25 protein-coding genes are annotated in these 25,731 nt (G+C 67.5%); 14 read left to right on the top strand and 11 right to left on the bottom strand.

The window, feature by feature from the left end; translation table 11 throughout:
• Window positions 1-285 precede the first annotated feature (285 nt).
• The 4 genes from ACFTSA_RS03810 to ACFTSA_RS03825 all read left to right on the top strand — a co-directional run bounded on the left by ACFTSA_RS03810 (window position 286) and on the right by ACFTSA_RS03825 (window position 4,728).
• Complete coding sequence (locus ACFTSA_RS03810) at window positions 286-1,953, top strand: trypsin-like peptidase domain-containing protein (RefSeq protein WP_377949730.1); 1,668 nt, start codon at window positions 286-288, stop codon at window positions 1,951-1,953.
• 222 nt (window positions 1,954-2,175) lie between these two features.
• Window positions 2,176-2,976: an electron transfer flavoprotein subunit beta/FixA family protein gene (locus ACFTSA_RS03815; RefSeq protein WP_354263287.1), complete on the top strand. Its 801-nt coding sequence runs from the start codon at window positions 2,176-2,178 to the stop codon at window positions 2,974-2,976.
• A 14-nt stretch (window positions 2,977-2,990) separates the two neighbouring features.
• Window positions 2,991-3,944 (top strand): electron transfer flavoprotein subunit alpha/FixB family protein, encoded by a 954-nt coding sequence (locus ACFTSA_RS03820; protein WP_377949731.1) that lies wholly within the window; start codon window positions 2,991-2,993, stop codon window positions 3,942-3,944.
• A gap of 4 nt (window positions 3,945-3,948) precedes the next feature.
• On the top strand, window positions 3,949-4,728 hold the full coding sequence (locus ACFTSA_RS03825; protein ID WP_377949732.1) for a PIG-L deacetylase family protein: 780 nt from the start codon (window positions 3,949-3,951) through the stop codon (window positions 4,726-4,728).
• A 21-nt stretch (window positions 4,729-4,749) separates the two neighbouring features.
• Here the strand turns inward: ACFTSA_RS03825 and ACFTSA_RS03830 are convergent, their stop codons facing one another.
• The 5 genes from ACFTSA_RS03830 to ACFTSA_RS03850 all read right to left on the bottom strand — a co-directional run bounded on the left by ACFTSA_RS03830 (window position 4,750) and on the right by ACFTSA_RS03850 (window position 8,696).
• Window positions 4,750-5,523 carry a MerR family transcriptional regulator gene (locus ACFTSA_RS03830; protein ID WP_377949733.1) on the bottom strand — a complete coding sequence of 258 codons (774 nt, stop codon included), beginning with the start codon at window positions 5,521-5,523 and terminating at the stop codon, window positions 4,750-4,752.
• A gap of 54 nt (window positions 5,524-5,577) precedes the next feature.
• Entirely contained in the window at window positions 5,578-6,429 is an 852-nt protein-coding gene (locus ACFTSA_RS03835) for an anti-sigma factor domain-containing protein (RefSeq protein ID WP_377949735.1), read from the bottom strand.
• Between the two features lie 2 nt (window positions 6,430-6,431).
• The gene (locus ACFTSA_RS03840) at window positions 6,432-7,037 is read right to left on the bottom strand and encodes a sigma-70 family RNA polymerase sigma factor (protein WP_331575826.1); all 606 of its coding nucleotides are present in this window, start codon (window positions 7,035-7,037) and stop codon (window positions 6,432-6,434) included.
• 215 nt (window positions 7,038-7,252) lie between these two features.
• Complete coding sequence (locus ACFTSA_RS03845; protein WP_377949737.1) at window positions 7,253-7,720, bottom strand: tRNA (cytidine(34)-2'-O)-methyltransferase; 468 nt, start codon at window positions 7,718-7,720, stop codon at window positions 7,253-7,255.
• Between the two features lie 31 nt (window positions 7,721-7,751).
• The gene (locus ACFTSA_RS03850) at window positions 7,752-8,696 is read right to left on the bottom strand and encodes a J domain-containing protein (protein WP_377949739.1); all 945 of its coding nucleotides are present in this window, start codon (window positions 8,694-8,696) and stop codon (window positions 7,752-7,754) included.
• Between the two features lie 149 nt (window positions 8,697-8,845).
• On the opposite strand from ACFTSA_RS03850, the gene ACFTSA_RS03855 reads away from it, so the two are divergent.
• Window positions 8,846-9,538, top strand: a complete 693-nt coding sequence (locus tag ACFTSA_RS03855) for a hypothetical protein (protein WP_377949741.1) — start codon at window positions 8,846-8,848, stop codon at window positions 9,536-9,538.
• Here the strand turns inward: ACFTSA_RS03855 and ACFTSA_RS03860 are convergent.
• Window positions 9,508-9,954 carry a hypothetical protein gene (locus ACFTSA_RS03860; RefSeq protein ID WP_377949743.1) on the bottom strand — a complete coding sequence of 149 codons (447 nt, stop codon included), beginning with the start codon at window positions 9,952-9,954 and terminating at the stop codon, window positions 9,508-9,510. The genes ACFTSA_RS03855 and ACFTSA_RS03860 overlap by 31 nt on opposite strands.
• 93 nt (window positions 9,955-10,047) lie before the next feature.
• Here ACFTSA_RS03860 and ACFTSA_RS03865 point away from each other — a divergent pair, with 93 nt between their 5' ends.
• Together ACFTSA_RS03865 and ACFTSA_RS03870 are read left to right on the top strand one after the other, a co-directional pair.
• Window positions 10,048-10,737 (top strand): helix-turn-helix transcriptional regulator, encoded by a 690-nt coding sequence (locus ACFTSA_RS03865; RefSeq protein WP_377949745.1) that lies wholly within the window; start codon window positions 10,048-10,050, stop codon window positions 10,735-10,737.
• A gap of 52 nt (window positions 10,738-10,789) precedes the next feature.
• Window positions 10,790-12,019, top strand: a complete 1,230-nt coding sequence (locus ACFTSA_RS03870; RefSeq protein WP_377949747.1) for a cysteine desulfurase family protein — start codon at window positions 10,790-10,792, stop codon at window positions 12,017-12,019.
• Here ACFTSA_RS03870 and ACFTSA_RS03875 read toward each other — a convergent pair.
• Window positions 11,998-13,251 (bottom strand): NAD(P)/FAD-dependent oxidoreductase, encoded by a 1,254-nt coding sequence (locus ACFTSA_RS03875; RefSeq protein ID WP_377949749.1) that lies wholly within the window; start codon window positions 13,249-13,251, stop codon window positions 11,998-12,000. The two genes, ACFTSA_RS03870 and ACFTSA_RS03875, sit on opposite strands and share 22 nt — an antisense overlap.
• A gap of 169 nt (window positions 13,252-13,420) precedes the next feature.
• Here ACFTSA_RS03875 and mnmA point away from each other — a divergent pair, with 169 nt between their 5' ends.
• The 5 genes from mnmA to ACFTSA_RS03900 all read left to right on the top strand — a co-directional run bounded on the left by mnmA (window position 13,421) and on the right by ACFTSA_RS03900 (window position 20,398).
• Window positions 13,421-14,560: a tRNA 2-thiouridine(34) synthase MnmA gene (mnmA, locus tag ACFTSA_RS03880; RefSeq protein WP_377949751.1), complete on the top strand. Its 1,140-nt coding sequence runs from the start codon at window positions 13,421-13,423 to the stop codon at window positions 14,558-14,560.
• Window positions 14,561-14,809: 249 nt separating this feature from the next.
• Window positions 14,810-16,444: an ABC transporter substrate-binding protein gene (locus tag ACFTSA_RS03885; RefSeq protein ID WP_377949753.1), complete on the top strand. Its 1,635-nt coding sequence runs from the start codon at window positions 14,810-14,812 to the stop codon at window positions 16,442-16,444.
• 126 nt (window positions 16,445-16,570) lie between these two features.
• A complete protein-coding gene (locus tag ACFTSA_RS03890) occupies window positions 16,571-17,662 on the top strand; it encodes an ABC transporter permease (protein WP_377949755.1) in 1,092 nt (363 codons plus the stop codon).
• A 1-nt stretch (window position 17,663) separates the two neighbouring features.
• Window positions 17,664-18,686, top strand: coding sequence for an ABC transporter permease (locus ACFTSA_RS03895; RefSeq protein ID WP_377949757.1), 1,023 nt, complete (start codon window positions 17,664-17,666; stop codon window positions 18,684-18,686).
• Entirely contained in the window at window positions 18,683-20,398 is a 1,716-nt protein-coding gene (locus ACFTSA_RS03900; protein WP_377949758.1) for an ABC transporter ATP-binding protein, read from the top strand. Before ACFTSA_RS03895 ends, ACFTSA_RS03900 begins: the two co-directional genes overlap by 4 nt.
• A gap of 88 nt (window positions 20,399-20,486) precedes the next feature.
• Here the strand turns inward: ACFTSA_RS03900 and ACFTSA_RS03905 are convergent, their stop codons facing one another.
• Window positions 20,487-21,143: an NADPH-dependent F420 reductase gene (locus ACFTSA_RS03905; RefSeq protein WP_377949760.1), complete on the bottom strand. Its 657-nt coding sequence runs from the start codon at window positions 21,141-21,143 to the stop codon at window positions 20,487-20,489.
• Window positions 21,144-21,239: 96 nt separating this feature from the next.
• On the opposite strand from ACFTSA_RS03905, the gene ACFTSA_RS03910 reads away from it, so the two are divergent.
• Complete coding sequence (locus ACFTSA_RS03910; RefSeq protein ID WP_377949762.1) at window positions 21,240-21,662, top strand: chorismate mutase; 423 nt, start codon at window positions 21,240-21,242, stop codon at window positions 21,660-21,662.
• A 3-nt stretch (window positions 21,663-21,665) separates the two neighbouring features.
• Complete coding sequence (locus tag ACFTSA_RS03915; RefSeq protein ID WP_377949764.1) at window positions 21,666-22,706, top strand: hypothetical protein; 1,041 nt, start codon at window positions 21,666-21,668, stop codon at window positions 22,704-22,706.
• 10 nt (window positions 22,707-22,716) lie between these two features.
• Here ACFTSA_RS03915 and ACFTSA_RS03920 read toward each other — a convergent pair whose 3' ends face one another.
• Genes ACFTSA_RS03920 through ACFTSA_RS03930 form a run of 3 tightly spaced genes read right to left on the bottom strand, consistent with a single transcriptional unit; the run spans window position 22,717 to window position 25,728 of the window.
• On the bottom strand, window positions 22,717-23,451 hold the full coding sequence (locus ACFTSA_RS03920; protein ID WP_377949765.1) for a DUF4166 domain-containing protein: 735 nt from the start codon (window positions 23,449-23,451) through the stop codon (window positions 22,717-22,719).
• Window positions 23,451-24,743 carry a DUF58 domain-containing protein gene (locus ACFTSA_RS03925; protein WP_377949767.1) on the bottom strand — a complete coding sequence of 431 codons (1,293 nt, stop codon included), beginning with the start codon at window positions 24,741-24,743 and terminating at the stop codon, window positions 23,451-23,453. Before ACFTSA_RS03925 ends, ACFTSA_RS03920 begins: the two co-directional genes overlap by 1 nt.
• 4 nt (window positions 24,744-24,747) lie before the next feature.
• Window positions 24,748-25,728, bottom strand: coding sequence for an AAA family ATPase (locus tag ACFTSA_RS03930; RefSeq protein WP_377949822.1), 981 nt, complete (start codon window positions 25,726-25,728; stop codon window positions 24,748-24,750).
• Between the last annotated feature and the right edge of the window lie 3 nt (window positions 25,729-25,731).

Below are 25,731 nucleotides of genomic sequence, written 5' to 3' on the forward strand. Positions count from 1 at the left end.
GCTGGTTCGGGACGAACAGCCGTCATAGAATGCAGCAGCGCCCCCACGCCGGGTGTAAAGCCGCAGGTCGCTGTGGCAATTCTTCTTGATTCTATGGTGCACCAGCGGGACCGTCCACGGCGGGGAATATGCCACCAGCGAAAAGCGCTGGAGACGTCGGCGGCGGTCCAGAACACTGGCAGTACTGCCCCCACGGAGGGCATTCAGGAACCTCCCAGCAAACGTCCGAATTAGTTTCAGTCCGATCGTCCATAGTTAATACAGACGCGGATGAAAGGAAGTCCAATGACTGAGCACCCAGTACCGGGCGCAGCACCTGAGAACCGAGATCCTTCAGGGCGCCCTGTTGATCCGACCCCTCGGCCTGAGCCCGCCGAGGGTCTCCAGCCTCCTGCACCGCAGGACAGCGCACACACCACCGCCGGCGGTTCCGAGAACCCTACGGTACGCCTTGACTCCGGCAGCAACCCCACCCGGCCGTTGTACCGGCCCGCCCAGGAGGCAAGCCAGCCCGATGAAGGCCAGGCCCGTGCAGCCCAGGCCGATGAGGGCCAGGCGTATGGCAGCCCTGCGGCGAGCCGCGAGCACGCGCAGCAACAGCGTCCCGGCGGTCCGCATCCCGTTTACCCCCAGCGTGCACCCTTCTACGGGCAGCAGTCGGCACCGGCGCCGCAGTCGACCGGTTCCCAGTACTCGCAGCAGAACAGCCATCCCGCTTTCCAGGACAACCGCACCAACCAGCCCAAGCGCAAGGCGACGTTCGGCGTCGGCACGCTGGTGGCAAGCATCCTGGCCGCAGGCCTCGTGGGCGGCGGCGTTGCCACCGTTGGTTCCGGCAACCTGTTCGATGCCGGCGGAACCGCGCCGGCCGTCAGTTCCGGCAGCCAGCCCGGGACGGTGATCGTCAACAACCAGGATTCGGTCAACGAGATCACGGCCGCGGCCGTCAAGGCATCGCCGAGCGTGGTGACCATTAAGGCCACCAGCGGGAGCGACGGCGGCACCGGCTCCGGGATCATCCTCGACGACCAGGGCCACATCCTCACCAACACCCACGTGGTAACGCTGGACGGCGCCACCGCGAACGCGGACATAGAAATCCGCACGAACGACGGCCGCGTCCTCACCGCCAAGGTGGTTGGCACCGATCCGCTGTCAGACCTCGCGGTCATCAAGGTGGACAACCCGTCCGGCCTGACGCCGGCAGCGCTGGGTGATTCCAGCAAGCTGAACGTCGGGGACACGGCCGTGGCCATCGGCTCCCCGCTTGGCCTCACCGGCACGGTGACGGACGGCATCGTCTCCACGCTCAACAGGACAATCAGCGTGGCCTCCTCGGCGGCCCCGAAAGAGGGAACGGACAGCTCCCAGGGCGGCGACCAGGGCTTCCAGTTCGCTCCTCCGGGCCAGGGGCAGGGCCAGAGCTCGGCCAACCAGGGCTCGATCTCCATTAATGTCATCCAGACGGACGCGGCGATCAACCCCGGCAACTCCGGTGGTGCCCTGGTGAACAGCAAGGGTGAAGTGATCGGCGTCAACGTCGCGATCGCCTCGGCCGGCGGCAGCTCCGCATCCAGCGGAACAGGCAACATCGGCGTGGGCTTCAGCATCCCGATCAACAACGCCAAGCGCGTGGCCCAGGAAATCATCGACCACGGCAAGGCCACCCACGGCCAGCTGGGCGTCAGCGTCAAGGAGAAGGCGGCATCAGCCTCCGGGTTCTCCACGGGAGCCGACGTGGCCACGGTGGAGGCGGGCTCGGCGGCGGCCAAGGCAGGGATCAAGGTGGGCGACGTGGTGACGCGCTTCAACGACCTGGCTATCAGTGACCCGAACCAGCTGACGGCAGCTGTCCGCGAGCAGCCGGCCGGTTCCTCGGTGAAGATCACGGTCCTGCGCAACGGCCGCGAGCAGCAGCTGGACGTCACGCTCGGTGCAGCGGCAGAACAGTAACTGCGCCAAGCGCGACGGCGGGCCGCACCTGGGGGTGCGGCCCGCCGTCGTTGTGCCTGCCATCAGCCGGGCCTTTGACACAGGCGTTAACGGGACGTCATATGACGGGCCCAATATGGTTAGCTAGGAGCTACCCGTATCCCGGGCGTTCCACGGCCATGACCTCACCCGGCTGGCTATCCACAAGCACGGAAGGCTGCTGTAAATACAGTGGAAGAGACATTGAAGATCGTCGTCCTGGTCAAGCATGTGCCGGACGCCCAGTTCGACCGGCACCTCAGCGGCGAGGGCCACACCACGGACCGCGACGAGAGCATCCTGTCCGAACTGGATGAGTACGCCCTGGAAGCCGCGCTGCAGCTTGCCGAAGCCCGTGGCGGTGCCAAGGCCGGGAACAAGGTGATCGCTTTGAGCATGGGACCGGCCGGCGCCGTGAACGCCATCAAGAAGTCCCTGCAGATCGGCGCCACTGAGGGCGTGCACCTCACCGATGGTGCGCTCGCCGGCTCGGACGCGGCCGCCACCTCCCTGGCGCTCGCCGCTGCCGTCCGCCACCTCGGCGCGGACGCCCCCGTGGACCTGGTCCTGACAGGCATGGCCTCCACCGACGGCGAGACCTCCCTGGTGCCCGCACAGCTTGCCGAGCGCCTGGGGCTTCCGCAGGTCACCTTCGCCTCCTCCCTGGACGTCGACGGCGGACGGGTCACGGCGCGCCGCGACGCGGACACCCACTCGGAGACGGTTGAGGCGTCGCTGCCCGCAGTGGTCTCCGTGACCGACCAGATCAACGAACCGCGCTACCCCAACTTCAAGGGCATCATCGCGGCCAAGCGCAAGAGCATCACCACGCTTTCCCTGGCTGACATCGGAGTCGACTCCTCCCAGGTGGGCCACGCCGGCTCCTGGACCCGCGTGACGGCGGCCGAGGAACGCCCGCCGCGCACCGCCGGGACCATCATCACGGACGAAGGCGACGCCGGCATCAAGCTGGTTGACTTCCTGGCCGCCCAGAAGCTGCTCTAAGAGGACTCCACAACATGGCAAACGTACTGGTATTCATTGACAACCCCGGGCAGGCTCTCAAGAAGAGCAGCCTGGAACTCCTCACCATCGCCCGCTCCCTCGGGGAGACCGCCGTGGCGGTCAACGGCGAACTGTCCGACGACGCCGCCGGCACCCTGGGTGCCTACGGTGCCGCCAGCATCTTCCGGCCGGCCGCAGCGGACCTCGACGACTACCTGGTCGCCCCGAAGGCCGCCTTCCTGGCTGCCGTGGCGGACAAATCCGGTGCCACCACTGTTCTGCTGGAGAACTCGCCCGAGGGCAAGGAAATAGCTGCCCGGCTCGGCATCCGGCTGAGCGCCGGCGTCATCACCGACGTCGTCGCGGTTGACGCCGACGGCACCGCCCACAAGTCGGTGCTCGCCGGTTCCTACACCACGGCGGCGAAGGCCACCACCCCGGTCACCGTGCTGTCCGTGAAGGCAAACTCCGTGGACCCCGAGCCCGCGGCGGCTCCCGCCACACCCGAAACGGTCACCGTCGACGCCCCTGCTGACGCCACCGCAGCGGCTGCCCGCATCACCTCCCGCGAACAGAAGGTCGCCAGCGGCCGCCCGGACCTCACCGATGCGCGCATCGTGGTGGCCGGCGGACGCGGCCTCGACGGCGACTTCGGCCCCGTGGAGGAACTGGCGGACGCACTGGGTGCGGCCGTGGGCGCATCCCGCGCGGCAACGGACGCCGGCTGGATCAGCCACGACGCGCAGGTCGGCCAGACCGGCAAGACCGTCTCGCCCCAGCTCTACATTTCCGCCGGTATCTCCGGCGCCATCCAGCAGAAGGCCGGCATGCAGACCGCCAAGGTGATCGTGGCCGTGAACAAGGACGCCGAATCGCCCGTCTTCGAAATCGCCGACTTCGGCATCGTGGGCGATCTCTTCCAGGTGCTGCCGCAGGCAACTGAAGAGATCAAGAAGCGCAAGGGCTGAGTCCTTGACCCCAAACGCTGCACCAGCGCAGAGCCCGTTCAATCCGGAACAGCACCGGATTGAGCGGGTGCTCTGTTTCTCAGCCCATCCAGACGATATCGATTTCGGCGCCGCCGGCACCATCGCCGCGTGGACGGCGGCCGGCGTCGAGGTCAGCTACTGCATCATGACCGACGGCGACGCCGGCGGCTTCGACCCTGCGCACCGCGCCGAAATCATCGCACTCAGGGCGGCCGAGCAGGAACGCGCCGCGGCCCTCGTCGGCGTCACGGACATCCATTACCTGCACCAGCGGGACGGATACCTTGAGCCGAACCACGAGGTGATGCGCGGGGTGGTGAAGCTGATCCGCGAAGTCCGGCCCGACGTCGTGCTTTCCATGCACCCGGAGCGCAACTGGAAGCGGATCCAGAAGAGCCACCCGGACCACCTGGCGGTGGGCGAGGCGGTGACCCGGGCCGTCTACCCGGCCGTGGAAAACCCCTTCGCGTACCAGGACCTCGCCGAGTCCGGCCTGGAGGCCTTCAAGCTTCCGTGGCTGTGGCTCTACGCGGGTCCGGAGGAGCGGGAAAACCACTTTGTGGACGTCACGGACCATGTCGAGAGCAAGCTCGAGGCGATCCACGTGCACGTCAGCCAGCATCCCGACGCCGAGGCCATGGAGGCCACCGTCCGGCGCGGCATGCAGGCAAATGCCCGACGCGCCGGCCTCCCCGACGGACGGAGCGCCGAGGCATTCCACGTGGTCATGGTCAACGGCCCGGGGACGATCGCCGGCTTCTAGGCTGCCCCTCTTTCTTGGGCGTCAGCCGGCGGCCGGACGGAGCTGCGACGCCGCGTAGACCTTGATCCCCTCCAGCAGGTAGGAGGCGAGGCCTGCGCGGCTCGTGTCGTAGAAGGCGGTGAACCGCGGGTCCTCCACGTACATCCGGCCCAGTCCCACGTAGCTGTCCGCATCAGGCGTCCAGCTGACGCAGATCCAGCGGTAATGGCGTTCGACGGCGGCCTGCACCCGGGCGTCGTCCGCCGGCAGGCCGGCGTCCAGGCACCGGGCCAGTTCTTCGTTGATAGCACCGGCCTCGGCCAGAAAGGCCTGCTTGTCGGCAGCGCTGAGCGCTGCGTGGCGCGCCTTGCTGTCCTCGACGGCCCGGTCGCCCCACCGCCGGCGGGCCTCCTCCTCGTACGGGTTGGTGTCAAAGTCCTTGAAAATGTCTTCGCCTGACATGGCGTCTCCCTGCTGCAGTGCCGATATGGTTGCCCCGACGGTCCTGGCCATCCTGTCCAGGCGGTCGCGCTCGGCCAGCAGCCACTTCCGGTGCACGCTCAGCGCATCCAGCTGGTCTGCCTGGCCGTCCAGAACCTGCCCAATGGTTTCAAGGCCCAGGCCAAGTTCGCGGAGAAGCAGGATCCGCTGGAGACGCAGCAGTTCAGACTGCGTGTAGTAGCGGTAGCCGTTGTGCCCTGTGTAGGCAGGCGGCAGCAACCCCACCTGGTCGTAGTGCCGGAGGGTCCTGGACGAGACCCTGCTCAGCTTCGCCAGCTCGGCGATGGACCAGCTCCGGAGTTCTTCCTGCTTCATGCCTCCAGCGTAGAAGTTGACGCAACGTCAACGTCAAGCGCCCGGCGCGGAGCGTCAGGTATTCAGCGGCGCGGCAGCCACAGTGGGGAGCGTCGGGGTCGCCGATCCGCCGACGGGCTCGACGGTGATGCCGAGCGAGGCGGCGGAGCCGATGCCCTTGACCAGTGCCGGCTTCGACAACGCCTCCGCGTCCATCAGCCCCTCGGAGATGGGCGTGGAGCCATCCTTCGGAATCAGCCACATCTGGTACACCTTGCCCGCGGGCGGCGGCGGCACATCCTTCATCCGCACCACCAGGGCATCACGCGACGGCGAGATCGAAACCGTGGCCGTGCCTCCGCCGGTGACACGGACGGTCGCCTGCCGGGCGTCCTGCGCCTCGATGATTTGCCTGAAGGGATCGTTCTGGTTGGCCACGTAGGCCCCGATCCCCACGCCGCCGAGCGCGATCACGGCAGCAGCCGCAACACCGATCAGCCAGTTACGGAGGCCTGCCGGCCGGCGTCGTGCTTCACGGCGCTGGCGCGCAGCGGCAAGCTCGTCGACTGCCGGTTCAGCCAACGCATCTGCGTCCGCGCGGGCCTTGGCCGGCTCCGCGGCCGGGGCGGCAGCGGGAAGCTGCGCGACGATCCGGGCGAACAGGTCCGCGGGCGGCTCCTCCTCGGCGGTAAAGGACATGGCCAGGGTCTCCCTGGCCTGGCGGACGCGTTCCTTGAAGGATGCGCGTTCCGCCTCGGGAGCGCCGCTGACATAGGCGTCGATGGCTTCGCGCTCGGCGTCGCTGATGGCGTCGAGGGCATAGATCTCGGCAAGCTCAACGGCCCGGCCGGCCGCGAGGTCGGTGGGAATGTCGGCGGCAAATGCCCGGGGCAGCTGGCGGCCGCGGGAATCATTCGTATCGGTCATTGTCAGCTCACCCCCAGGCAGGTCTTGAGTCGGATCAGTCCGTCGCGGATGCGGGATTTGATGGTTGGAATGGCCGCGTTCAGCTTCTCGGCCACTTCGCGGTAGGTGAGGCCCCCGTAGTAGGCGAGCCGGACGGATTCCTGCTGCGTTTCGGTCAGCGTCTCCAGGCAGCGCACCACTGCTTCGGCTTCAAGCCGGCTGTCCACCTCGTCCGACACGGAGTCGTGGTCGATGTCCTGGCTGTTGGCGCCGTACCTGGCCTCACGCTCGCTCGCGGACTGGGATGACCGGACCCGGTCGACTGCCCGGCGGTGCGAGATGGTCATGAGCCAGGCCAGGGGGCTTCCGCTCGCCGGATCGAACTTCGCGGCGTTTTGCCAGACCTGCAGGAAAACCTCCTGGACGGTGTCCTCGCTGAGCTCCGGGTCGATCAGCACCCGGCGTGCCATGCCGAACACCCGCCGCGACGTCAGCCGGTAGAACTCGGCGAAAGACGCCTGGTCGCCCTGGGCAATGCGCTCCAGCAGCTGTGCCAGCTGCTGATTAAGGTCGACGGCGGTGCCGGGCGGCGCGGTGGCGTCAAAGTTCGGCGCGTTGGGAGTTTCCATCACTCTCAAGCATAGGTGGCCTGCAGGCGCGTGCGGCACACCATAACCGGCCGCGGCAGCATCGTGCCGGACAAAACGAAAAGCTGCGTTGCGCGGCCTCTGTGTTCTCACCTGCCGCTCCCTACGCCTGTGGATGTGCATGCCCTTTGGATGTGCTCAGGAGGGATTCGGTGCGGCACGGGCCTTGGATGGGTGGCGGTCCGGACGGGCTGCACTCAGAGCTTGGCGCCGGTGAAACCTTGCTGGCGCCAGGCCTCGTAGACGGCGATGGACGCCGCATTCGCCAGGTTCAGTGACCGCAGCGACGGCAGCATGGGCAGGCGGACCCGGGACGTGACGTGGGGATCGCGCTTGAGGTCATCAGGCAGGCCCACCGACTCCGGGCCGAACATCAGGACATCACCGGGCCGGTAGGCAATGTCCGTGTAGGACACCTCGCCGTCGGACGTGAAGGCGAAGACGCGCTCCGGCTGCAGCGCGTCCCAGGCGGCCTCGATGTTGGGGTGGACGGTGACCACTGCCAGGTCGTGGTAGTCCAGGCCGGCACGGCGGAGCTTGGCGTCGGAGAAGTCGAAGCCCAGGGGCTCCACGAGGTGGAGTTCGGCGCCGGTGATGGCGGCGAGACGGATGGCGTTGCCCGTATTGCCGGGAATTTCGGGCGTGTGGAAGAGGATGCGGAACACGCTTCCATCCTAGCGGCGGCAAAAACCGACCTTAATGCATGCCCCTCAGCAGCCGCGCGAGCACGGGAACGTTGACGGTGTTCGGCGCCGGACCGGAGGACAGGAAATCCTTCAGCCCCCGGGCCAGGCCGGCGGCATTGACCACCTGGACAATGTCGGAGCCGCCGCGGGACCGGCGGTGGCGGTCGATGACGGGTTCGTGGAGGTTGCCGTCCGGGCTGTGGACCACTGTCCAGCCGGTCACGTTGAGCTCCGGAAAGATGTCCTGCATCCGCCGGACCACGTGGGCCAGCTGCGGCGGGGCGATCGACCTGCCACCGTGGTTCAGTGTGCTTCCGTCCCACGCGTAGGCGCCCTTGGGCAGCAGCATGGAGCCGATCAGCGCGAGCCGGTAGCCCGAGAGCAGGGCGTGGTCAATGTGGCTGTTGTCCGCCGGGGACTGCAGCCCGTTGATCAGGCGCGCCGCGGGGATCGCCGGCAGGACCTGCCTGCTGATCAGCTGTACCGTGCGCAGCTCCCGCTGGATCCGGGCCTCAGCGCCGAAGATGCCCCGCTTCCTGGGCATGCCGTGAACCTGCTGGCCGGCGAGTTCCGGCGGCAGCAGGGGAACGGCGCCGGGGGTGTCGAAGGGGGGTACATAGACAGGGGCGTCGCCCGAGGTGTTCCGGGGCGTTCCCGGCTTGTGGATCGTCGCGGAGGCGTGGCTGCCGGCAGCGGGGGCGTCAAAGTGCGCCTCGTCGCCGTCTGCGCGGCTCCGGCGCGGGCCGGCCGCGTAGGAACGGTCATAGGCGGCCCGCCGCTGGGGGTCGATGAGCGTTTCGTAGGCAAGGGTCACCTGGCGGAACGCGGCGGCGTCGCCTCCGTGGTCGGGATGCGAAGCGCGGGCAGCCTTGCGGTAGGCCACCTTAATCTCCCTCTCCGTCGCGGTCACCGCCACGCGGAGCACTTCGTAGTGGGAACTGCTGCCCTTGGTCAAGCATGATCCTTAAGTCGTTGGTGCCGGCGCGCATGCGCGGCCCGGTGAGCCAAGCATATAAGCCGGTCTTGACGGTCTTCTGGATCAACGACCGCGGCAGGGCTGCCGGTTCCCGCCGGTGGAAACGCGGGACGTCTAGACTTTTCGGAATGGGAGTTCGGACAGCTCGCGGCGGTCGCCGTACACGTGTGGTGGTGGCAGCCGTTGCCGCCACGGCCTTCGTGGGCGGCTGCAGCGTCGGTGTCCCGGATCCTGCGGCCCCGAACACCCCGCCTGTCACCAGCGGACCCGGCACGCCGACCATCACCCCCGGGCACGACGCCGGTGCCGTGGCTGCCCGCGACATGCCCTTCTCGGCAGGTCCCGCGCTGGCGCACGGCGTTCCCGTCGGGCTGTCGGAGGACCTTGCCGAAGCGCCGCAATGGAAACAGGTGGTCAGTAACGCCGGCGGCACGAGCCGCTATCAAAAATCCGACGGCTGCCAGGTTGCGGCCGGGGTGCGCCAGAATCAGTGGCCCCTGGTGGCGGCTGATGACAGGGCCTCGACAGCGGCGCTATTCGCCTATCTGGACCCCACGATCCTGCCTGCCTACCTGAAGCCCGCGTCGCTCCGCTGGGGCGGCGAACGGGGTAAGCCCGCGCCGGCCGTGGATGTACTAGCCCTGGAACGTGCCGCCAAACCAACAGGCCGGGAAGCCGGCAGGGCCACCGCCGTGCTGGCCCGGGTTTTTGGCGAGGCCGGCTCCTCGGTGTACGTATCGGCGTCGTGCCCGACGGCGGCGGCGCTCGCCGCCGCCCGGGCAGACATTGCTCAGTGGCTGACGGTGGTCCCGCCCGGCTGACGGGCCGCCGCTGCGGTGGCCAGCCGGTTAAGGGCCAGAGCGGCCACGAACAGGCCGAAGTCGCGCAGGGCGACGTCGAAGAAGGCCCCGAGGATGAGCAGGTTCAGGATGATCCCCAAGAGCCATGCAGCCACCACGAGCGAGCCGATCCGTGGCCGCAGGGCTACCAGTATTCCGGCGATGATCTCGACGACGCCGACGACGTACATCACCGTCTGCGCCGGCAAATGCAAGGTATCCGGAACGATCGGTGCCAGATAGCCGGTCCAGTGGGTCAGCAGGTTGGTGAACTTGTCCAGGCCGAACAGTATGGGCGCCACGGTGAAGACGGTTCGCAGGAGCAGGAACGCCTGCCGGGGCGGATCCGCGGCGAGCGTGTTCGGGCCTGCCGACTCCCTGAGTGCTGTGGTTTTCATGACAGACTCCCTTTCTAAAAGTAGATAGCTTGATTTTAGAACTGCGGATCCTTCTTTAGCAACAGATCTTGATTTTAGAGTTACGCTGGATTGATGAGCCGCAAACCTGAAGACCGCGAACCAAGGACCGCTCTTTCGTGGACCGGCCGTTTGGCCGCCCTGGCCTCGCTGGGTGATGCGAGCAGGCGGCGCCTTTTTGAGTACGTCACCGGGCAACCGTCGGCTGTGGGGAGGGACGATGCAGCGGCTGCGCTGGACATGCCCCGGTCCACGGCGTCGTTCCACCTGGACAAGCTGGTCCGGGACGGGCTGCTGGCCGTAGAGTTCCGAAAACTCGGTGGAAAGGCCGGACCGGGGTCGGGCCGCCCGGCGAAGCTCTACCGCCCGGCGCTGGACGAGGTGGGCGCGTCAGTTCCGGAACGAAGCTACGACCTGGCCGGAGAACTGATGGCCACCGCGATTGAATCCTCCATAGCCGACGGGGCAGGGGTCCGCGAGGCGCTGACCGATGCCTCTTATTCGCGCGGCCATGCCCTGGGCGGCAGCGGGGCATCGCTGGACGAAGTGCTGCGCAGCATTGGCTATATGCCGGAACAGGACGGCGAGGGCGGAACCGTCCTGATGAACTGTCCCTTCCACCGGCTCGCCGACGGGCACACGGACGTGGTGTGTGCCATGAACGGAGCGTTGCTGAGTGGTGCCGCCGCGGCCTGCGGGATCCCGGAGGACAAAGTCGTGGAGGACCGGACGGTCGGGCGCTGCTGCGCCAGGATCAGGCCATGAGGCCGCTCGAGCCTGACGGCAGCGGAAATCCGGCGGCGTCTAGAATTTAAGCGTGCCTGTTTACCTGGACCATGCCGCCACTACACCCATTGCCGCCGAAGCGCTGGCTGCCCTGACCCGCGAGCTGTCCCGGACCGGAAATCCCTCGTCCCTGCACGGCTCCGGCCGCCGGGCGAGGCGTTCCGTCGAGGACGCGCGGGAAACCCTTGCCGCCGCGGCAGGCGCCCACCCGTCGGAGGTCATCTTCACCTCGGGCGGCACCGAAGCGGACAACCTGGCCGTCAAGGGCCTGTATTGGTCCCGCCTGGCTGAAGACCCGCGCCGGCAGCGGATCCTGTGCTCCGCCGTCGAGCACCACGCCGTTCTGGACACCGTTGAGTGGCTGGAACGCCACGAAGGGGCGGAGGTTGGGTGGTTGCCGGTAACCAAGGACGGCGTGCTGGACCTCGAAGCGCTACAGGCGGAACTGCAACGTGAGCCCGAATCCATCGCTCTGGTGACGGTCATGTGGGCCAACAACGAGGTGGGGAGCATCCAGCCCGTCCGCCGCGTCGTGGAGCTCGCGCACGCCGCCGGGGTGCCCGTGCATTCCGACGCGGTGCAGGCATTCGGCTCCGTCCCCGTGGATTTCCGCGACTCCGGGCTCGATGCGATGTCCATCTCAGGCCACAAGATCGGCGGCCCGGTGGGCGTCGGGGCGCTCATTCTGGGGCGGTCGGTGAAGCTCACGCCGGTGCAGCACGGCGGCGGCCAGGAACGCGACGTCCGCTCGGGAACGCTCGACACCGCATCCATCGCGGCCTTCGCAGCTGCAGCTGACACGGCGGCAAAGAACCTCGACGCCGAGGCTGCGCGGATTTCCGGGCTGCGCGACCGCCTGATCGCGGGGGTCCGCGATACGGTTCCGGCCGCGGTGCTGCGCGGTCCGGAGGGGGAGGGGCGCCTGCCCGGAAATGCCCACTTCACGTTCCCCGGCTGCGAAGGCGATTCCCTGCTGTTCCTCCTGGACCTTGCCGGCGTCGAATCATCGACCGGGTCGGCGTGTACGGCAGGTGTTCCGCGTCCGTCGCACGTCCTCCTGGCCATGGGTCTGGATGAGGAGACGGCACGCGGTGCACAGCGCTTCACCCTGGGGCATCCTTCGACCGAAGCGGACGTGGACGCCCTCCTCGCCGCCCTGCCCGGCGCTTATGCCCGGGCCCGGCAGGCCGGAATGGCCGGACACGAATCCTCCATTCAGACGGCTGCCACCGTCGCCCGTCAGGGTTCCGGAATCAGCTGATCGAACGTCACGTTCCCGTCGGCCAGCCGCTCGGCAGGCACCTCGGCCCGGGCGGTGATGAGCGCCTTGATGGTCTTTTGGGCACTCGGCTTGACGGACCTCGGCCAGTTGACGTTCATGCCGGCCACAACCCGGCCGTCCTGCTGCCAGAACGCCACGAACTCCTTGCGCTCCAGTGAACCGCGGATGACCGGGGCCGCCTTCGCCGCCAGGGACGGGAAGCCGGAGTACTCCATGCTGACGTCGAACTGGTCGGTGTAGAAGTAGGGAACCATGTCAAGGGCAACGTCCTGGCCGAGCATGGCCTTGGCCGCCACCTTGCCGCCGTTTAGGGCGTTGGACCAGTGTTCGCTGCGGTGGTGCTCGCCCGTGAACGGATGCAGGGCATTGGCGGCGTCGCCGGCGGCAAAAATATCCGGGGCGCTGGTGCGCAGTGAAGCGTCGGTGAGGATCCCGTTGCGGATCTCCAGGCCGGCCGCGGAGGCAAGTGAAGTTTCCGGAACCACCCCCACGGCGATGACCACGATGTCCGCAGGCAGGAGCTCGCCGGCGTCGGTCACCACGCCGGTCACCTTCCCGTTGTGTCCGGTGATCTCCCTGGCTGAGGCGGGGAGGCGGAAGTGAACGCCGTTGTCCTCGTGCAGGGCGCGGAAGAAGCTGCCGAGCTCCGGGCCGAGCGCCGCGGCGAGCGGGATGTCCTCAAGTCCGAGCAGCGTGACCTGGTTGCCGTAGGTTTTTGCCGCTGCGGCCAGTTCCATCCCGATCCAGCCGGAGCCGATGAGCACGACATTGCGGCCGCCTGGCGCGAGCTGGTCCCGCAGGCGGCGGCTGTCATCGATCGTGCGGAAAGTGGTGACGCCGTCCAGTTCGGCGCCGCTCAGCGGGAGTGTCCGGGGCGTGGCGCCGGGCGCAAGCAGGAGCGCCCCGTACCCCTGGACTGTTCCGTCCGCGAAGCGGACGGTATGTGCCGCCGGATCGACCGATGCCACCGGGCTGCCCGGCCGCAGGCTGACGTTGTTCTCGGCGTACCAGCTCGCCGGCACAACCTCGACGGCGTCCTCCCCGGCCTTGCCGAGCAGGTATTCCTTGGACAGCGGCGGCCGGAGATAGGGAGGGTGCGGCTCGGTCCCCGCGATGGTGATGTTCCCGGCGTACCCTTCGGCGCGCAGGGTGCGCGCCGCCGTCGCTCCGGCCAGCCCGGCGCCAGCGACGACAATGCTTTCAGGGGTCATGGCGTTACTCGATTCGCACGGCAGGCTGCAGGCCTGCGTTCTAAAAACGGTACTCGTGACTTTAGAAGGGCGGGATGGAGCCGTCAAGGAATTTAGGCTCTGATTCCGGCGGGCAGTAGAATAGTTCGGCAACCCGTGCGTCATGGGGCCAATCCAACAGAAAGCCATAATGCGAGTTCTAGCAGCCATGAGCGGCGGCGTTGACTCCGCCGTTGCAGCCGCCCGCGCCGTCGAGGCGGGGCACGACGTCGTCGGCGTTCACCTTGCGCTGTCGAGGATGCCGGGCACCTTGCGCACCGGCAGCCGGGGCTGCTGCACGATTGAAGATTCGCGCGACGCCTGGCGGGCCTGCGACGTCCTGGGAATTCCCTACTACGTGTGGGATTTCTCGGAGCGGTTCAAGGAGGATGTGGTCCAGGACTTCATTGATGAGTACGCCGCCGGCCGCACGCCCAACCCCTGCATGCGCTGCAATGAGCGCATCAAGTTTGCCGCCCTGCTCGAAAAGGCGATCGCCCTCGGGTTCGATGCCGTCTGCACGGGCCACTACGCCAAGGTCATCGAGGACGCCGACGGAAACCGGGAGCTGCACCGCGCCGCCGACTGGGCCAAGGACCAGAGCTACGTCCTGGGCGTGCTCACCCATGAGCAGCTGAAGCACTCCATGTTCCCGCTTGCGGACACCCCGTCCAAGGCGGAGGTGCGCGCGGAGGCCGAACGGCGCGGGCTCTCCGTGGCCAACAAGCCGGACAGCCACGACATCTGCTTCATCCCCGACGGTGACACCGCCGGATGGCTCGCGGAAAAGATCGACATGACCACCGGCGACATCGTGGATGAAACGGGCGCCAAGGTGGGCGAACATGCCGGCGCGAACGCGTTCACCGTCGGTCAGCGCCGGGGTCTGAAGCTCGGCCGGCCGGCCGCGGACGGCAAGCCGCGGTTCGTCCTGGAGATCCGGCCGAAGGAAAACAAGGTGGTGGTGGGGCCCGAGGCCCTGCTGGCCATCGACGAGATCCGCGGCATCAAGGTTTCCTGGGCCGGCCTCCCCATCGCCGAGGTTGGCTCCGGCGCCGAGTTTGACTGCCATGCGCAGGTGCGGGCGCACGGCGACCCCGTTCCTGCCGTAGCGCGGATGGAGCGGGTTGCCGACGACTCCGGAACCGGGCGTGACAGCCTTGTGGTGACCCTGACGGATCCCCTGCGCGGTGTTTCGCCGGGCCAGACCGTGGTCCTGTACCAGGGCAGCAGGGTCCTCGGCCAAGCGACCATCGACGCTGCGCGATCCCTGCAGCGGGCGCAACTTTGACGATGCTCCGGATTCCGGAGTGAGGACGGCCGGCGGATTTGTTCCGCCGGCCTATTTTGTCGCCATTTCCGGGTTTCCGACCGTTCGGTCAGCGGAATGGAATTCCTTCTGGTAAATTTTGTGTCTCAACTCACACGATGCAATGTTTCACCGGGCAACCATCTGGTTGAATCAGAGGCATCAGCGGGCTGCCCGCACACGAGTCGGATCGGGCACCCCGCGCGTACTCAACGAACAGAAAGTTCACAGATGGCAAAGAATCAGAGGGCCTTGCGGAGCGCTATCGCGCTGGCAGGCGTTTCCGCTTTCGCACTCACAGCCTGCACCGGACCGTCCGGAGGCGGCGGCACGTCCACCGGCGGCGCCGGCGGGGGCACCATCACCTACGGCACCACGGACAAAGTCGTCACCCTGGATCCGGCCGGTTCCTACGACGCCGGCTCGTTCATGGTGATGAACCAGATCTATCCGTTCCTCATGAACTCCAAGCCGGGCAGCGCCGACGCTGTTCCGGACATCGCCGAATCGGCGTCGTTCACCACCCCCACTGAGTACACCGTCAAGCTCAAGCCCGGACTCAAGTTCGCCAACGGCCACGCGCTGACCTCCTCCGACGTGAAGTTCTCGATCGACCGCGTGGTTAAGATCGCCGACCCCAACGGCCCGGCTGCCCTGCTGTCGAACCTGAAGTCCGTGGCGGCCAAGGACGACTCAACCGTGGTCTTCACCCTCAAAGCCGGCAACGACCAGGTCTTCCCCGGCGTCCTGGCCGCCAACTCCGGACCGATCGTCGACGAGGAGGTCTTCCCGGCGGACAAGGTCCTCAGCGACGACGAAATCGTCAAGGGCAAGCCGTTTGCCGGGCCGTACACCATCGAGAGCTACAAGAAGAACGAGCTCGTCAGCCTCAAGGCCAACCCCGACTACCAGGGGCTCCTAGGCAAGCCCGCCAACGACGGCGCCAACATCAAGTACTACGCCGACTCCAACAACCTGAAGCTGGACGTCCAGCAGGGCAACATCGACGTCGCCGGCCGCAGCCTGACGGCCACCGACGCCGCCGACCTTGAGAAGGACTCGAAGGTCAAGGTGCACAAGGGCCCCGGCGGCGAACTCCGCTACATCGTCTTCAACTTCGACACCATGCCGTTCGGTGCAAAGACGGCTGACGCCGACGCCAAGAAGGCGCTCGCCGTACGCCAGGCGATGGCGGACATCGTGGACCGCGAGGCCATTGCCACCCAGGTTTACAAGGGCACCTACCTTCCCGCCTACTCGGTTGTCCCGGACGGCTTCAACGGCGCCATCCAGCCGCTGAAGGAAATGTACGGCGACGGCAACGGCAAGCCCAGCCTGGACAAGGCAAAGAAGGCCTTCTCCGACGCCGGCATCACCGGCACCGTCAACATCAAGCTGCAGTACAACCCGGACCACTACGGCAAGTCCTCGGGCGACGAGTACGCCATGATCAAGGAACAGCTGGAAAAGTCGGGCCTGTTCAAGGTTGACCTCCAGTCCACCGAGTGGGTCACCTACTCGAAGGCCCGGACGGCGGATGCCTACCCCGTCTACCAGCTCGGCTGGTTCCCGGACTACTCCGACGCCGACAACTACCTCACGCCGTTCTTCATCCCCGGCAACTTCCTGAAGAACCACTACGAGAACCCCGCGGTCACCGAGCTGGTCACCAAGCAGCTCACCACGGTGGACAAGGCCGAACGCGAGAAGGTGCTGGGCGATGCCCAGACCGCCGTCGCCAAGGACCTCTCCACCCTGCCGCTGCTGCAGGGCGCGCAGCTCATGGTTGCGGGGGCCGACGTCAAGGGCGTGGACCAGACCCTCGACGCCTCGTTCAAGACCCGCCTCGGAGTGATCTCGAAGTAGGGCTCCACCCCAGGTCCTGACCAGCCACGGAGGCGGGACGCCTTCCCGGCGTCCCGCCTTCCTGCTGGCCAGTGAACAGCCGATTCCGGCTCCGTTGCGGATCCGGAAACACAGAATCAGGCAGTAATGACAACTCTTATTGAGGCGCCGCCAAGCGACGCCGACGGCCTTTTGCCGACAAAGAAAAAGAAGTCCGGCGGGGGACTGGGCCAATACCTCCTGATCAGGTTCCTCCTGATCTTTCCGACAATCTTCATCCTGGTCACCATGGTGTTCTTCCTCATGAGGATCACCGGCGATCCCATCACGGCCGCGCTGGGCGGCCGGCTGCCCCCGGAGCAGCTGCAGGAACGGATTCACGCGGCCGGCTATGACCGCCCGCTTCCCGTGCAGTACTTCGAATACCTGGGCCAGCTCATCACCGGCAACTTCGGAACCACGCTGTCCGATAACCGCAAGGTCACCGAGATGCTGGCCACCTACGGCTCAGCCACGCTCGAACTGACCGTCAATGCGCTGATCGTCGCGCTGCTGGTGGGCATCCCGTTCGGGATGATCGCCGCGCACCGGCGGGACCACATTCCCGACGCCGTGCTGCGCGTCTTTGCCATCCTCTGCTACGCCACGCCCGTGTTCTTCGCCGGCATGCTGCTGAAGCTGACCTTCGCCGTGTGGCTCGGCTGGCTCCCCGTGGCAGGGCGGGCCAAAACCTCCAGCGAACTTGCCCTCACCGGGCTCCAGGCGCCCACCGGAATCTATTGGCTCGATGCGCTCAGAAGCGGCAACATGGCCGCTTTAGGCGACGTGATGGCCCATGCCGTCCTGCCCGCGCTTGCCCTGGGCCTGCTCACGGCGGGCATCTTCCTCCGGCTGGTGCGCACCAACGTCATCGGCACCCTGGGCCGGGACTACATCGAGGCCGGACGCTCCCGGGGCGTCAGCGAATTCCGGCTGGTCACCAAACACGCCTACAAGCCGGCCCTGATCCCCATCATCACCGTGATGGGGCTGCAGATCGCCGTGATGCTGGGCGGCGCCGTGCTCACCGAGACCACCTTCGAGTGGAAGGGGCTGGGCTTCCAGCTGGCCAACTACCTGACCGCCCGTGACTTTGTGGCCGTTCAGGGCATCGTGGTGCTCCTGGCCGTCATCGTCGCCGTCACCAACTTCATCGTGGACATCGTGGCCGCGCTGATCGACCCCCGTGTGAGGTACTGACATGAGCACTGCCACTCCGGTGGAAACCACCGTGGACCGCAGGGCCCCGCTGTTCAAGCGGCTTCCCGTGATCTCCCATTTCAACAAGAGCGTAGGACTCCAGCGCGGCATGCTCGTCGTCGGCCTCGTCCTGACCGGCGTGTTCCTCCTGACCGCCATCTTCGCGCCGCTGCTGGCCCCCTACGGATATGCCCAGCTGTCCGACGCCGACGGCAGCTTCCCCACGCAGCAGCCGCCCGGCGGAAAGCATCTCCTGGGCACCACCGTGGGCGGTTACGACGTCCTGTCCCGGGTCATCTGGGGCTCCCAGACCGCCATCCTCGTCATCGTGGTGGCAGTCGTGCTGTCCATCTTCGCCGGCGTCATCCTCGGCCTGGTGAGCGGGTACCTCGGCGGCTGGCTCGACCGGGTCCTCGTGGTGGTGGCAGACGCCATCTACGCGTTCCCGTCGCTGCTGGTGGCCATCGTCATGGCCATCGTCATCAGCGGCGGGGAGTCCAGCCTCTTCGGCGGCGTGCTCGCCGCGGCGATCTCCATCACCGTGGTGTTCATTCCGCAGTACTTCCGGGTCATCAGGGCCGAGACCATCAGGCTCAAGGCTGAACCCTTCGTCGAATCGGCGAAGGTGGTGGGCGCGTCCAGCATCCGCATCATGGGCAGGCATATCTACCGGAACGCCACCCGCACCCTGCCGCTGATCTTCACCCTGAATGCCTCCGAGGCGATCCTGACCCTCGCGGGCCTGGGCTTCCTGGGTTTCGGCATCGAGCCGTCATCCGCCGCCGAATGGGGTTTCGACCTGAACAAGGCCCTGGCGGACACCACGTCCGGCATCTGGTGGACCGGTGTATTCCCGGGTCTGGCCATTGTCTGGACGGTGCTTGGCCTCACCCTCGTGGGCGAGAGCATCAACGACCTCAACGATCCACGCCTCCGTGGCCGCAAGCGCGCCGGTAACAAGGGCGGACCGGACTCGACCCTAGCGGCCCAGGCAGCCATTTCAGCAGATGTGAGAAGCTCATGACCATCAATATCGGATCTGTTTCCGACCGGCACGCGGCCGGCGCCGGACAAGTGCTGGACATCGACCATCTCAAGGTCACGTTCGCCACCGACGCCGGGGACGTCCACGCCGTCAAGGACGTGAGCCTTGAGGTGAAGGCCGGTGAAGTGCTCGCCATCGTCGGTGAATCGGGCTCCGGCAAGACCGTGACGGCCAAGACCATCCTGGGTCTGCTGCCGGAAACTGCCATCAGCTCCGGCGCGGTGCTGATCAACGGCAACAACGTCATCAGCGTCAGCCCCGCGAAGCTCCGCCAGATCCGGGGGCGGGACGTGGCCATGGTCTTCCAGGAGCCGTCCACGGCACTGAACCCCGTCTTCACCGTCGGCTGGCAGATCGCCGAAGGGATCCTCGCCCACACCGGCCGGGACAGCGGTAAGCGGGTCACGGCGAAGGAGGCGAAGGCCAGGGCCGTCGAGGCCCTGCGCAAAGTGGGCATCCCGGACCCGGAAACGCGCGTCAACTACTACCCCCACCAGTTCTCCGGCGGCCAGAAGCAGCGCGTGGTCATCGCCGCCGCGCTCGCACTGAACCCGGGGCTGATCGTGGCGGACGAGCCCACCACCGCCCTGGACGTCACCGTGCAGGCGGAGATCCTGGAGCTCCTGCGTGATCTGCGGGACAAGTACGGGACATCCATCGTGCTGATCACGCACAACATGGGAGTGGTGGCGGACCTCGCCGACCGCGTCGTGGTGATGTACCGGGGCGACGTCGTCGAGGAGGCTCCGGCGAAGACCCTCTTCGCCGAGCCGCGGCAGGAGTACACCCGCAAGCTGCTGGCCGCCGTGCCGCACCTGGGCCGGCATTCGGCGTCGGAGGGCATGACGGAACGGGCGCACCAGGACGGCAAGGTCCTGGTGGAGGCGAAGGGCCTCACCATCGAATATCCCGGGCGGCTGGGCAGCCCCGCCTTCAAGGCCGTGGACGGCGTCAGCTTCACCGTGTCCGAGGGCGAGGTATTCGGGCTCGTCGGCGAATCGGGGTCGGGCAAGACGACCATCGGCCGGGCCATCGCCGGCCTCAACCGGACCACCGGCGGAAGCCTGAACGTGCTCGGTTACGAGATGCTGAACTTCAAGGAACGGAGCTTCAAGCCGCTCCGGAAGGAGATCGGGTTCGTCTTCCAGGACCCGGCGGCGTCCTTCAACCCGCAGCTGACCATCGGCGACTGCGTCGCCGAACCCCTGGTCATCCACACCAACCCGTCACCGGCACAGGCGCGCAAGCGCGTCGGTGAGCTGCTGGAGTCAGTCCAGCTGCCGGCGTCGTACGCCGACCGTTTCCCGCATGAGCTGAGCGGCGGGCAGCGCCAGCGCGCTTCACTGGCGCGGGCGCTCATCCTGAACCCGAAACTGCTCATCGCGGATGAGCCGACGTCGGCACTGGACGTTTCGGTGCAGGCGAAAGTCCTGGAACTCTTCAAGGAAATCCAGCAGGAGTTCGGATTCGCAGCGCTGTTCATCAGCCACGACCTTGCCGTTGTGGACATGCTGTCGCACTGGGTCGGGGTGCTGTACAAGGGCAAGCTCGTCGAGCAGGGGATCGGCCACCAGGTCATGGGTGCCCCGCAGCATGACTATACGAGGCGGCTCATCGCGTCGCTGCCCGTCCCGGATCCCGCCGAGCAGGCCAAGCGCCGGGAGGACCACCGCGCCCTGCTGGGTATCTAGCCGCTGGTTATCCAGCGCACGCCGGACGCCGCAAGGCAGCCACGCGTCCCCGTCCTCTCCCGAGGACGGGGACGCGTGGCTTTGATGGCTACTCGGAGACCACCTTGATGTTGAACACGGTGTTTCCCTGCTTCAGGAAGATCCGCAGCCACAGCGGCAGCCACATCTCCAGGCCCCGTGCCGCCTCGAGCGCGCCCAGATCCCTGATGTGCTCGGGCCGCCAGCCGAATTCCCGCAGGAGTCCGGCCACCACGTCCTTGGCCTCCGCGTCATCCCCGGCCATGAACACGTCGTGGTCCCCGCCCGCCAGCCGGTCCGGCGCCACCATGACATCGGCGCGCATGGTGTTCAGTGCCTTCACCACGCGGACAGTGGGAAACGCGCGCTGGATGGTCTCCGCCAGGCTGTCGGTGTTCGAGATGGAGAGCGACGGCGGAAATCCCGCCGAATGGTCCAGCGGATTGGCAACGTCGATCAGCACCTTGCCGGCGAGGTTCCCCGTGCTGGCCGCGGCCAGCACATCAAGTGATACCGCGCCGGGCGTCGCGTTGATGACCACCTCGGCCTCCGCCGCGGCGTCGAAGAAGGTCGCGGCCTTGGCCCGCGGCCCCGCCTCCGCTGCCCAGCCCACGGCGGCCTCGTTGGCGGCGGTCCGTGACCCGAGAACGACGTCGTGCCCGGACTCCACGAGTTTGCCCGCCAAAGTCCTGCCCACCACGCCGGTACCAAGAACTGCGATCCTCATGTGCATCCTCCCTCATCGGTATGTGCGAACACCTACATTCTCTGCCACCATCCTTAACACGGGCAGAGAGTCCGGCGCTGCCCATAGACTGGAACCATGACCGAGCTAAACCATGATCTGCCTGACACCGACTCCTACAATCCCGCCGCCAGCTCACTGGCCGGGCATGTGGATCCTGCGGTAATGGCGGAGCTGTTGTCAATCCGGTCGAGCATCGACAACATCGACGCAACCCTCGTCTACCTCCTGGCGGAGCGGTTCAAGGCGACGCAGAAAGTCGGCTTCCTCAAGGCTGCCCACCGACTTCCGGCGGGGGACCCCGGACGCGAAACGGCCCAGATTGCGCGCCTGCGCCGGCTCGCCGAGGACGCGCAGCTTGACCCGGCGTTCGCGGAAAAATTCCTGAACTTCATCATCGGCGAAGTGATCAGGCACCATGAGGCGATCGCCGAGGACCACAACTCCGCCGGCGGAACGGCCAACGGGACGGCCAGCGCCTCCGCGCCGGTCACCGCATAAGCCGTGCCGGACGCAAACCCCCAGCCGCCGGCGCAGGCAACGGCAACCGCCCTGGGACCCTGGCCCGGCCAAGACCCCGTGGAGGCCACCCGCATCATCCGCGGGGAGCTCGGCAGCCCGCACCTGCCCTTCCTCGCTGAGCTGCCCGACCGCGGCGTCGGTGCCGACGCCATTGGCCGCACCTCGTCACTCCTGGTGGACCTGGCGGTGGACGTCCAGCCGCACGGCTGGCGCATTGTTGACCGGCCCGGGCGGGACATGGTCCGCGCTAAGTCTGCCCTGTCCACGGACATCAACGTACTGGCCGATATCGCCGGCGAAGAGGACAGTGCGGCCGAGGAGTTCAAGCTCCAGCTGCGGGGCCCCCTCAGCCTTGCCGCCGGACTGCACCTTCACAACGGTGAACGCGCCCTGATCGACTATGGTGCCCGGCGCGACATCGCTGCTTCCCTCGCCGCCGGCGTAGGTGCGCATCTTGCCAAGGTGGCTGCCGCGGTGCCCGGGGTCAGGCTCGTGGTCCAGCTCGACGAACCGGACATCGCCTCGGTCCTCGCCGGTACCATTCCCACCTCCAGCGGCTACCGGACCCTGCGCTCTGTTGCCGGGCAGGAAGTCACCGAGCTCTGGCGCGTGGTGATCGACGCCCTCCGCGAGGCCGGTGCTGCCGAAATCGCGATCGCAGTGCCGGAGATCGAGGCCCCGTTCGAAAGGATCCTTGCCGCGGGCGCTGACGCCATCGCCGTCCCGCTGCGGGCCCTGACCACCCGGCAGTGGGAACAGCTCGCGGAGGCGCTCGAGGCCGGCAAGCGGCTTTGGGCCGGGGCACTGCAAGCCGACGGGCCGGGCGGCCTGCCGAAGGCATCCGGGATTGTGGAATCCGTCCGGCGTCCGTGGCAGCAGCTCGGACTGCCGCTGGCGGCGCTCGGCACTGTGCGGGTCACGCCGTCGGGCGGCCTTGAAAGCCTGTCACCTGCTGCCGCAACGGAGGCCCTCACCCGGCTGACCCAGGTTGCGGACGGCCTGAACCAGCTCGCGCTCGGCTAAGCCTGCGTACTTAGCTTCGTCGCTCCCAGCGGTCGGGCCTGGCATACGCCGGAAGGAAGCCCTCCGTAGAACAGCCGGCCGGATAGGGCTTCAGCCGGTAGTCAAAATGGCCCGCATAAACCAGGACGAGGCCAAGCTGCGGCTGGATCACCTTCACCTGTATCCTGTGGCGCCCGGTTTCCCCCGCGGCCGGGTCCCACCACTGCTCCGCGTACGCTTTCGCGTCGAGGGCCGCCGGCAGCGGCAACCGCAGCGGGCCAAGGAACAGGCGGGATGCTTCGGAAACTCCCCGCAGCCGGCCCCCGGCCGTCACGCTGAGGTTCAGGTCGGTGACCAGCCGGCGGTACCGGCCCACATAGTCCACAAGACTGGCCCCGTTGCCAGGGGCGTGGGAACGGGCGCCGTCCGCCTCCACACTCGTGGTGTCCTGGAAAATCCTGGTCCTGCCGGGGAAGAAGATCTCCCGCCGGGCCGTCAGGCTGGAGCGGCCGAAGGGGTCCAGATGCGCATGGTTTTCGATCCGGAACGACACACCCTCGCCGTACTCCGGAAAGAAGGCCTGCTCGCCGGCGGTCAGCCGCAGCAGCGGCCGGAGCCACCGTTGCCTGCAGCCCACCACCTCGAAAACGCCCTCGCCCACGCCATAGCTGCCGGAGCCAGGGGCAAGCGAAAAGTACTCCTGCAGTTCCGCCTGCAGACTGGAGAAGTCCCTACCCAGGGCCTGGCGGTAGATCGGGTCGGTCATCACAGCCGTCCCGCCGCCTTGAGCCGGATGTAGGCGTCGGCCAGCGCCGGCGGCAGCTGGTGCGGCTCCGCGTCCACCACTTCCACGCCGAGCTGGCGCAGCTGCACACTCACCGATTCCCGCTCGAGCAGGGCGCGTTCTGCGGCTGCGGCACGGAACACCTGGGTCGCTGTCGTCCGCTCCCGGAGCATCTCGCCAAACAGCGGGTCGCGGACCGAGGCCACCACCACGACGTGCTGCCGCGCGAGGCGCGCCGCCATGGGAATTAGCCCTTCCTCGGGCGCGCCGCTGTCCAGTGAGGTCAGCAGGACCACGAGGGAACGGTGCGCCGAAACAGCACGGATCTGGGCAGGCACCCGTGCCCAGTCCAGCTCGATGAGTTCGGCCTGCAGCGGCGCCATGGCCTGCACCAGCTGGCCCAGCAGGTTGCCTCCCGCCGTCGTGCCGGCCCGCGCGCGCATCCTGCGGTCGAAGGCGAAGAAATCCACTCGGTCACCGCCGCGTTCGGCCAGGACCCCCAGCAGCAGTGCAGCCTCGATGCCGGTGTCCAGCCGGGGCTCGTCGTTCACCCGCGCGGCGGCGGTCCGGGATGTGTCCAGCATGATCACTACACGGCGGTCTCGCTCCGGCCGCCAGGTGCGGACGACGACGGCGGACCGCCTCGCCGTTGCCCGCCAGTCGATGGAGCGGACGTCATCGCCGCGGACGTAGTCGCGCAGGGAGTCGAACTCAGTTCCGGCGCCGCGGATCTGCACTGCGGCCTTGCCGTCGAGCTCCCGCAGCCGGCGCAGTTTTGACGGCAGGTGCCGCCTGGAATTGAAAGGCGGCAGCACCCGCAGCGATCCCGGTGCCTGCACCGTTTTCTGGCGGGCGGCCAGCCGGAGCGGCCCGAAGGAGCGGACGGTGATGTGGGGCGCCCGGAGGTCACCGCGGCGGACGGGCCTGAGCGTGACGCTGACGCGGCGCCGTTCACCCGCCGGAACCTCTGCGGCCTGGACCGGGTTTTCGGCCCCGGCGGATGGCTGCCAGGCGTCACGCACCGCGGCCCTGAGCCGGCGCCTGCCGCGGTTCTGCAGCGTCAGCACAGAGTCTGCCGTGCCCCCTAGTGTGACGTTGGCGGGCGCCGACCTTTCCACCGAGACCTGCTGCAGCCCCGCAGCCAGCAACACATCCACCACGACCAGGCCACCGAGGACCGCGAGCACGGCAAGCACTGTCAGCCAGCCGGGAAACAACAGCACCGGTGCCAGCCCGGCCGCCGCCAGGAGTACCAGCCGTCCGGAGATCGCCACCGGATCAGCGGGGGACCGGTACGGAGGCCAGGATGCTGCCCAGCACGTCGTCCACCTGTACACCGTCCATCAGGGCTTCGGGCCGGAGCGCCACACGGTGCCGCAGGCACGGCTGGGCCAGCGCCTTGACGTCATCCGGAGTGACGAAATTCCGTCCGGACAGCCACGCCCAGGCCCGTGAGGTGTTCAGCAGCGCGGTGGCACCGCGCGGTGAAACGCCAAGCTGGAAGGACGGCGCCGCACGCGTGGCACGGACGACGTCAACGATGTATGCCAGCACTTCGGGCGACACTCCGACGGCGGCCACGGCCTGCCGTGCCCGTTCCAGCTCGTCGGCGCCAGCCACCGGACGGATGCCTGCCGCGGCGAGGTCCCGGGGGTCGAAGCCCGCGGCATGCCTGCGGACCACCTCGATTTCGGCGTTGCGGTCCGGCAGCGGCATGGTCAGCTTGAGGAGGAAGCGGTCCAGCTGGGCCTCGGGGAGCGGATAGGTTCCCTCGTACTCCACGGGGTTTTGTGTGGCCGCCACGATGAACGGCACCGGCAGCCGGCGCGACACGCCGTCCACGGACACCTGGCGTTCCTCCATGGCTTCCAGCAGGGAGGCCTGGGTCTTGGGCGGCGTCCTGTTGATTTCGTCCGCCAGCAGCATGTTGGTGAAGACGGGGCCTTCGCGGAAGCTGAACTCCGAGTTGGCGGCGTCGTACACCAGGGACCCCGTCACGTCGCCGGGCATGAGGTCCGGGGTGAACTGTACGCGTTTGGTGTCCAGGCTCAGGGCAGCGGACAGGGCGCGGACCAGCAGCGTCTTGGCCACACCCGGCACGCCTTCCAGCAGCACATGTCCGCGCGATAAGAGGGCGATCAGCATACCGGTTACCGTGGAATCCTGGCCCACAACTGCCTTGGCCACCTCATGCCGGACATCCAGCAGGGCCTGCCTGACAGGATCAGGGGAATGGTCTGGAGTGCGCGGAGCGGCCATGGT

This window comes from Arthrobacter sp. NPDC057013, assembly GCF_042674585.1.
In the GTDB taxonomy this organism is placed as follows: Bacteria; Actinomycetota; Actinomycetes; order Actinomycetales; family Micrococcaceae; genus Arthrobacter.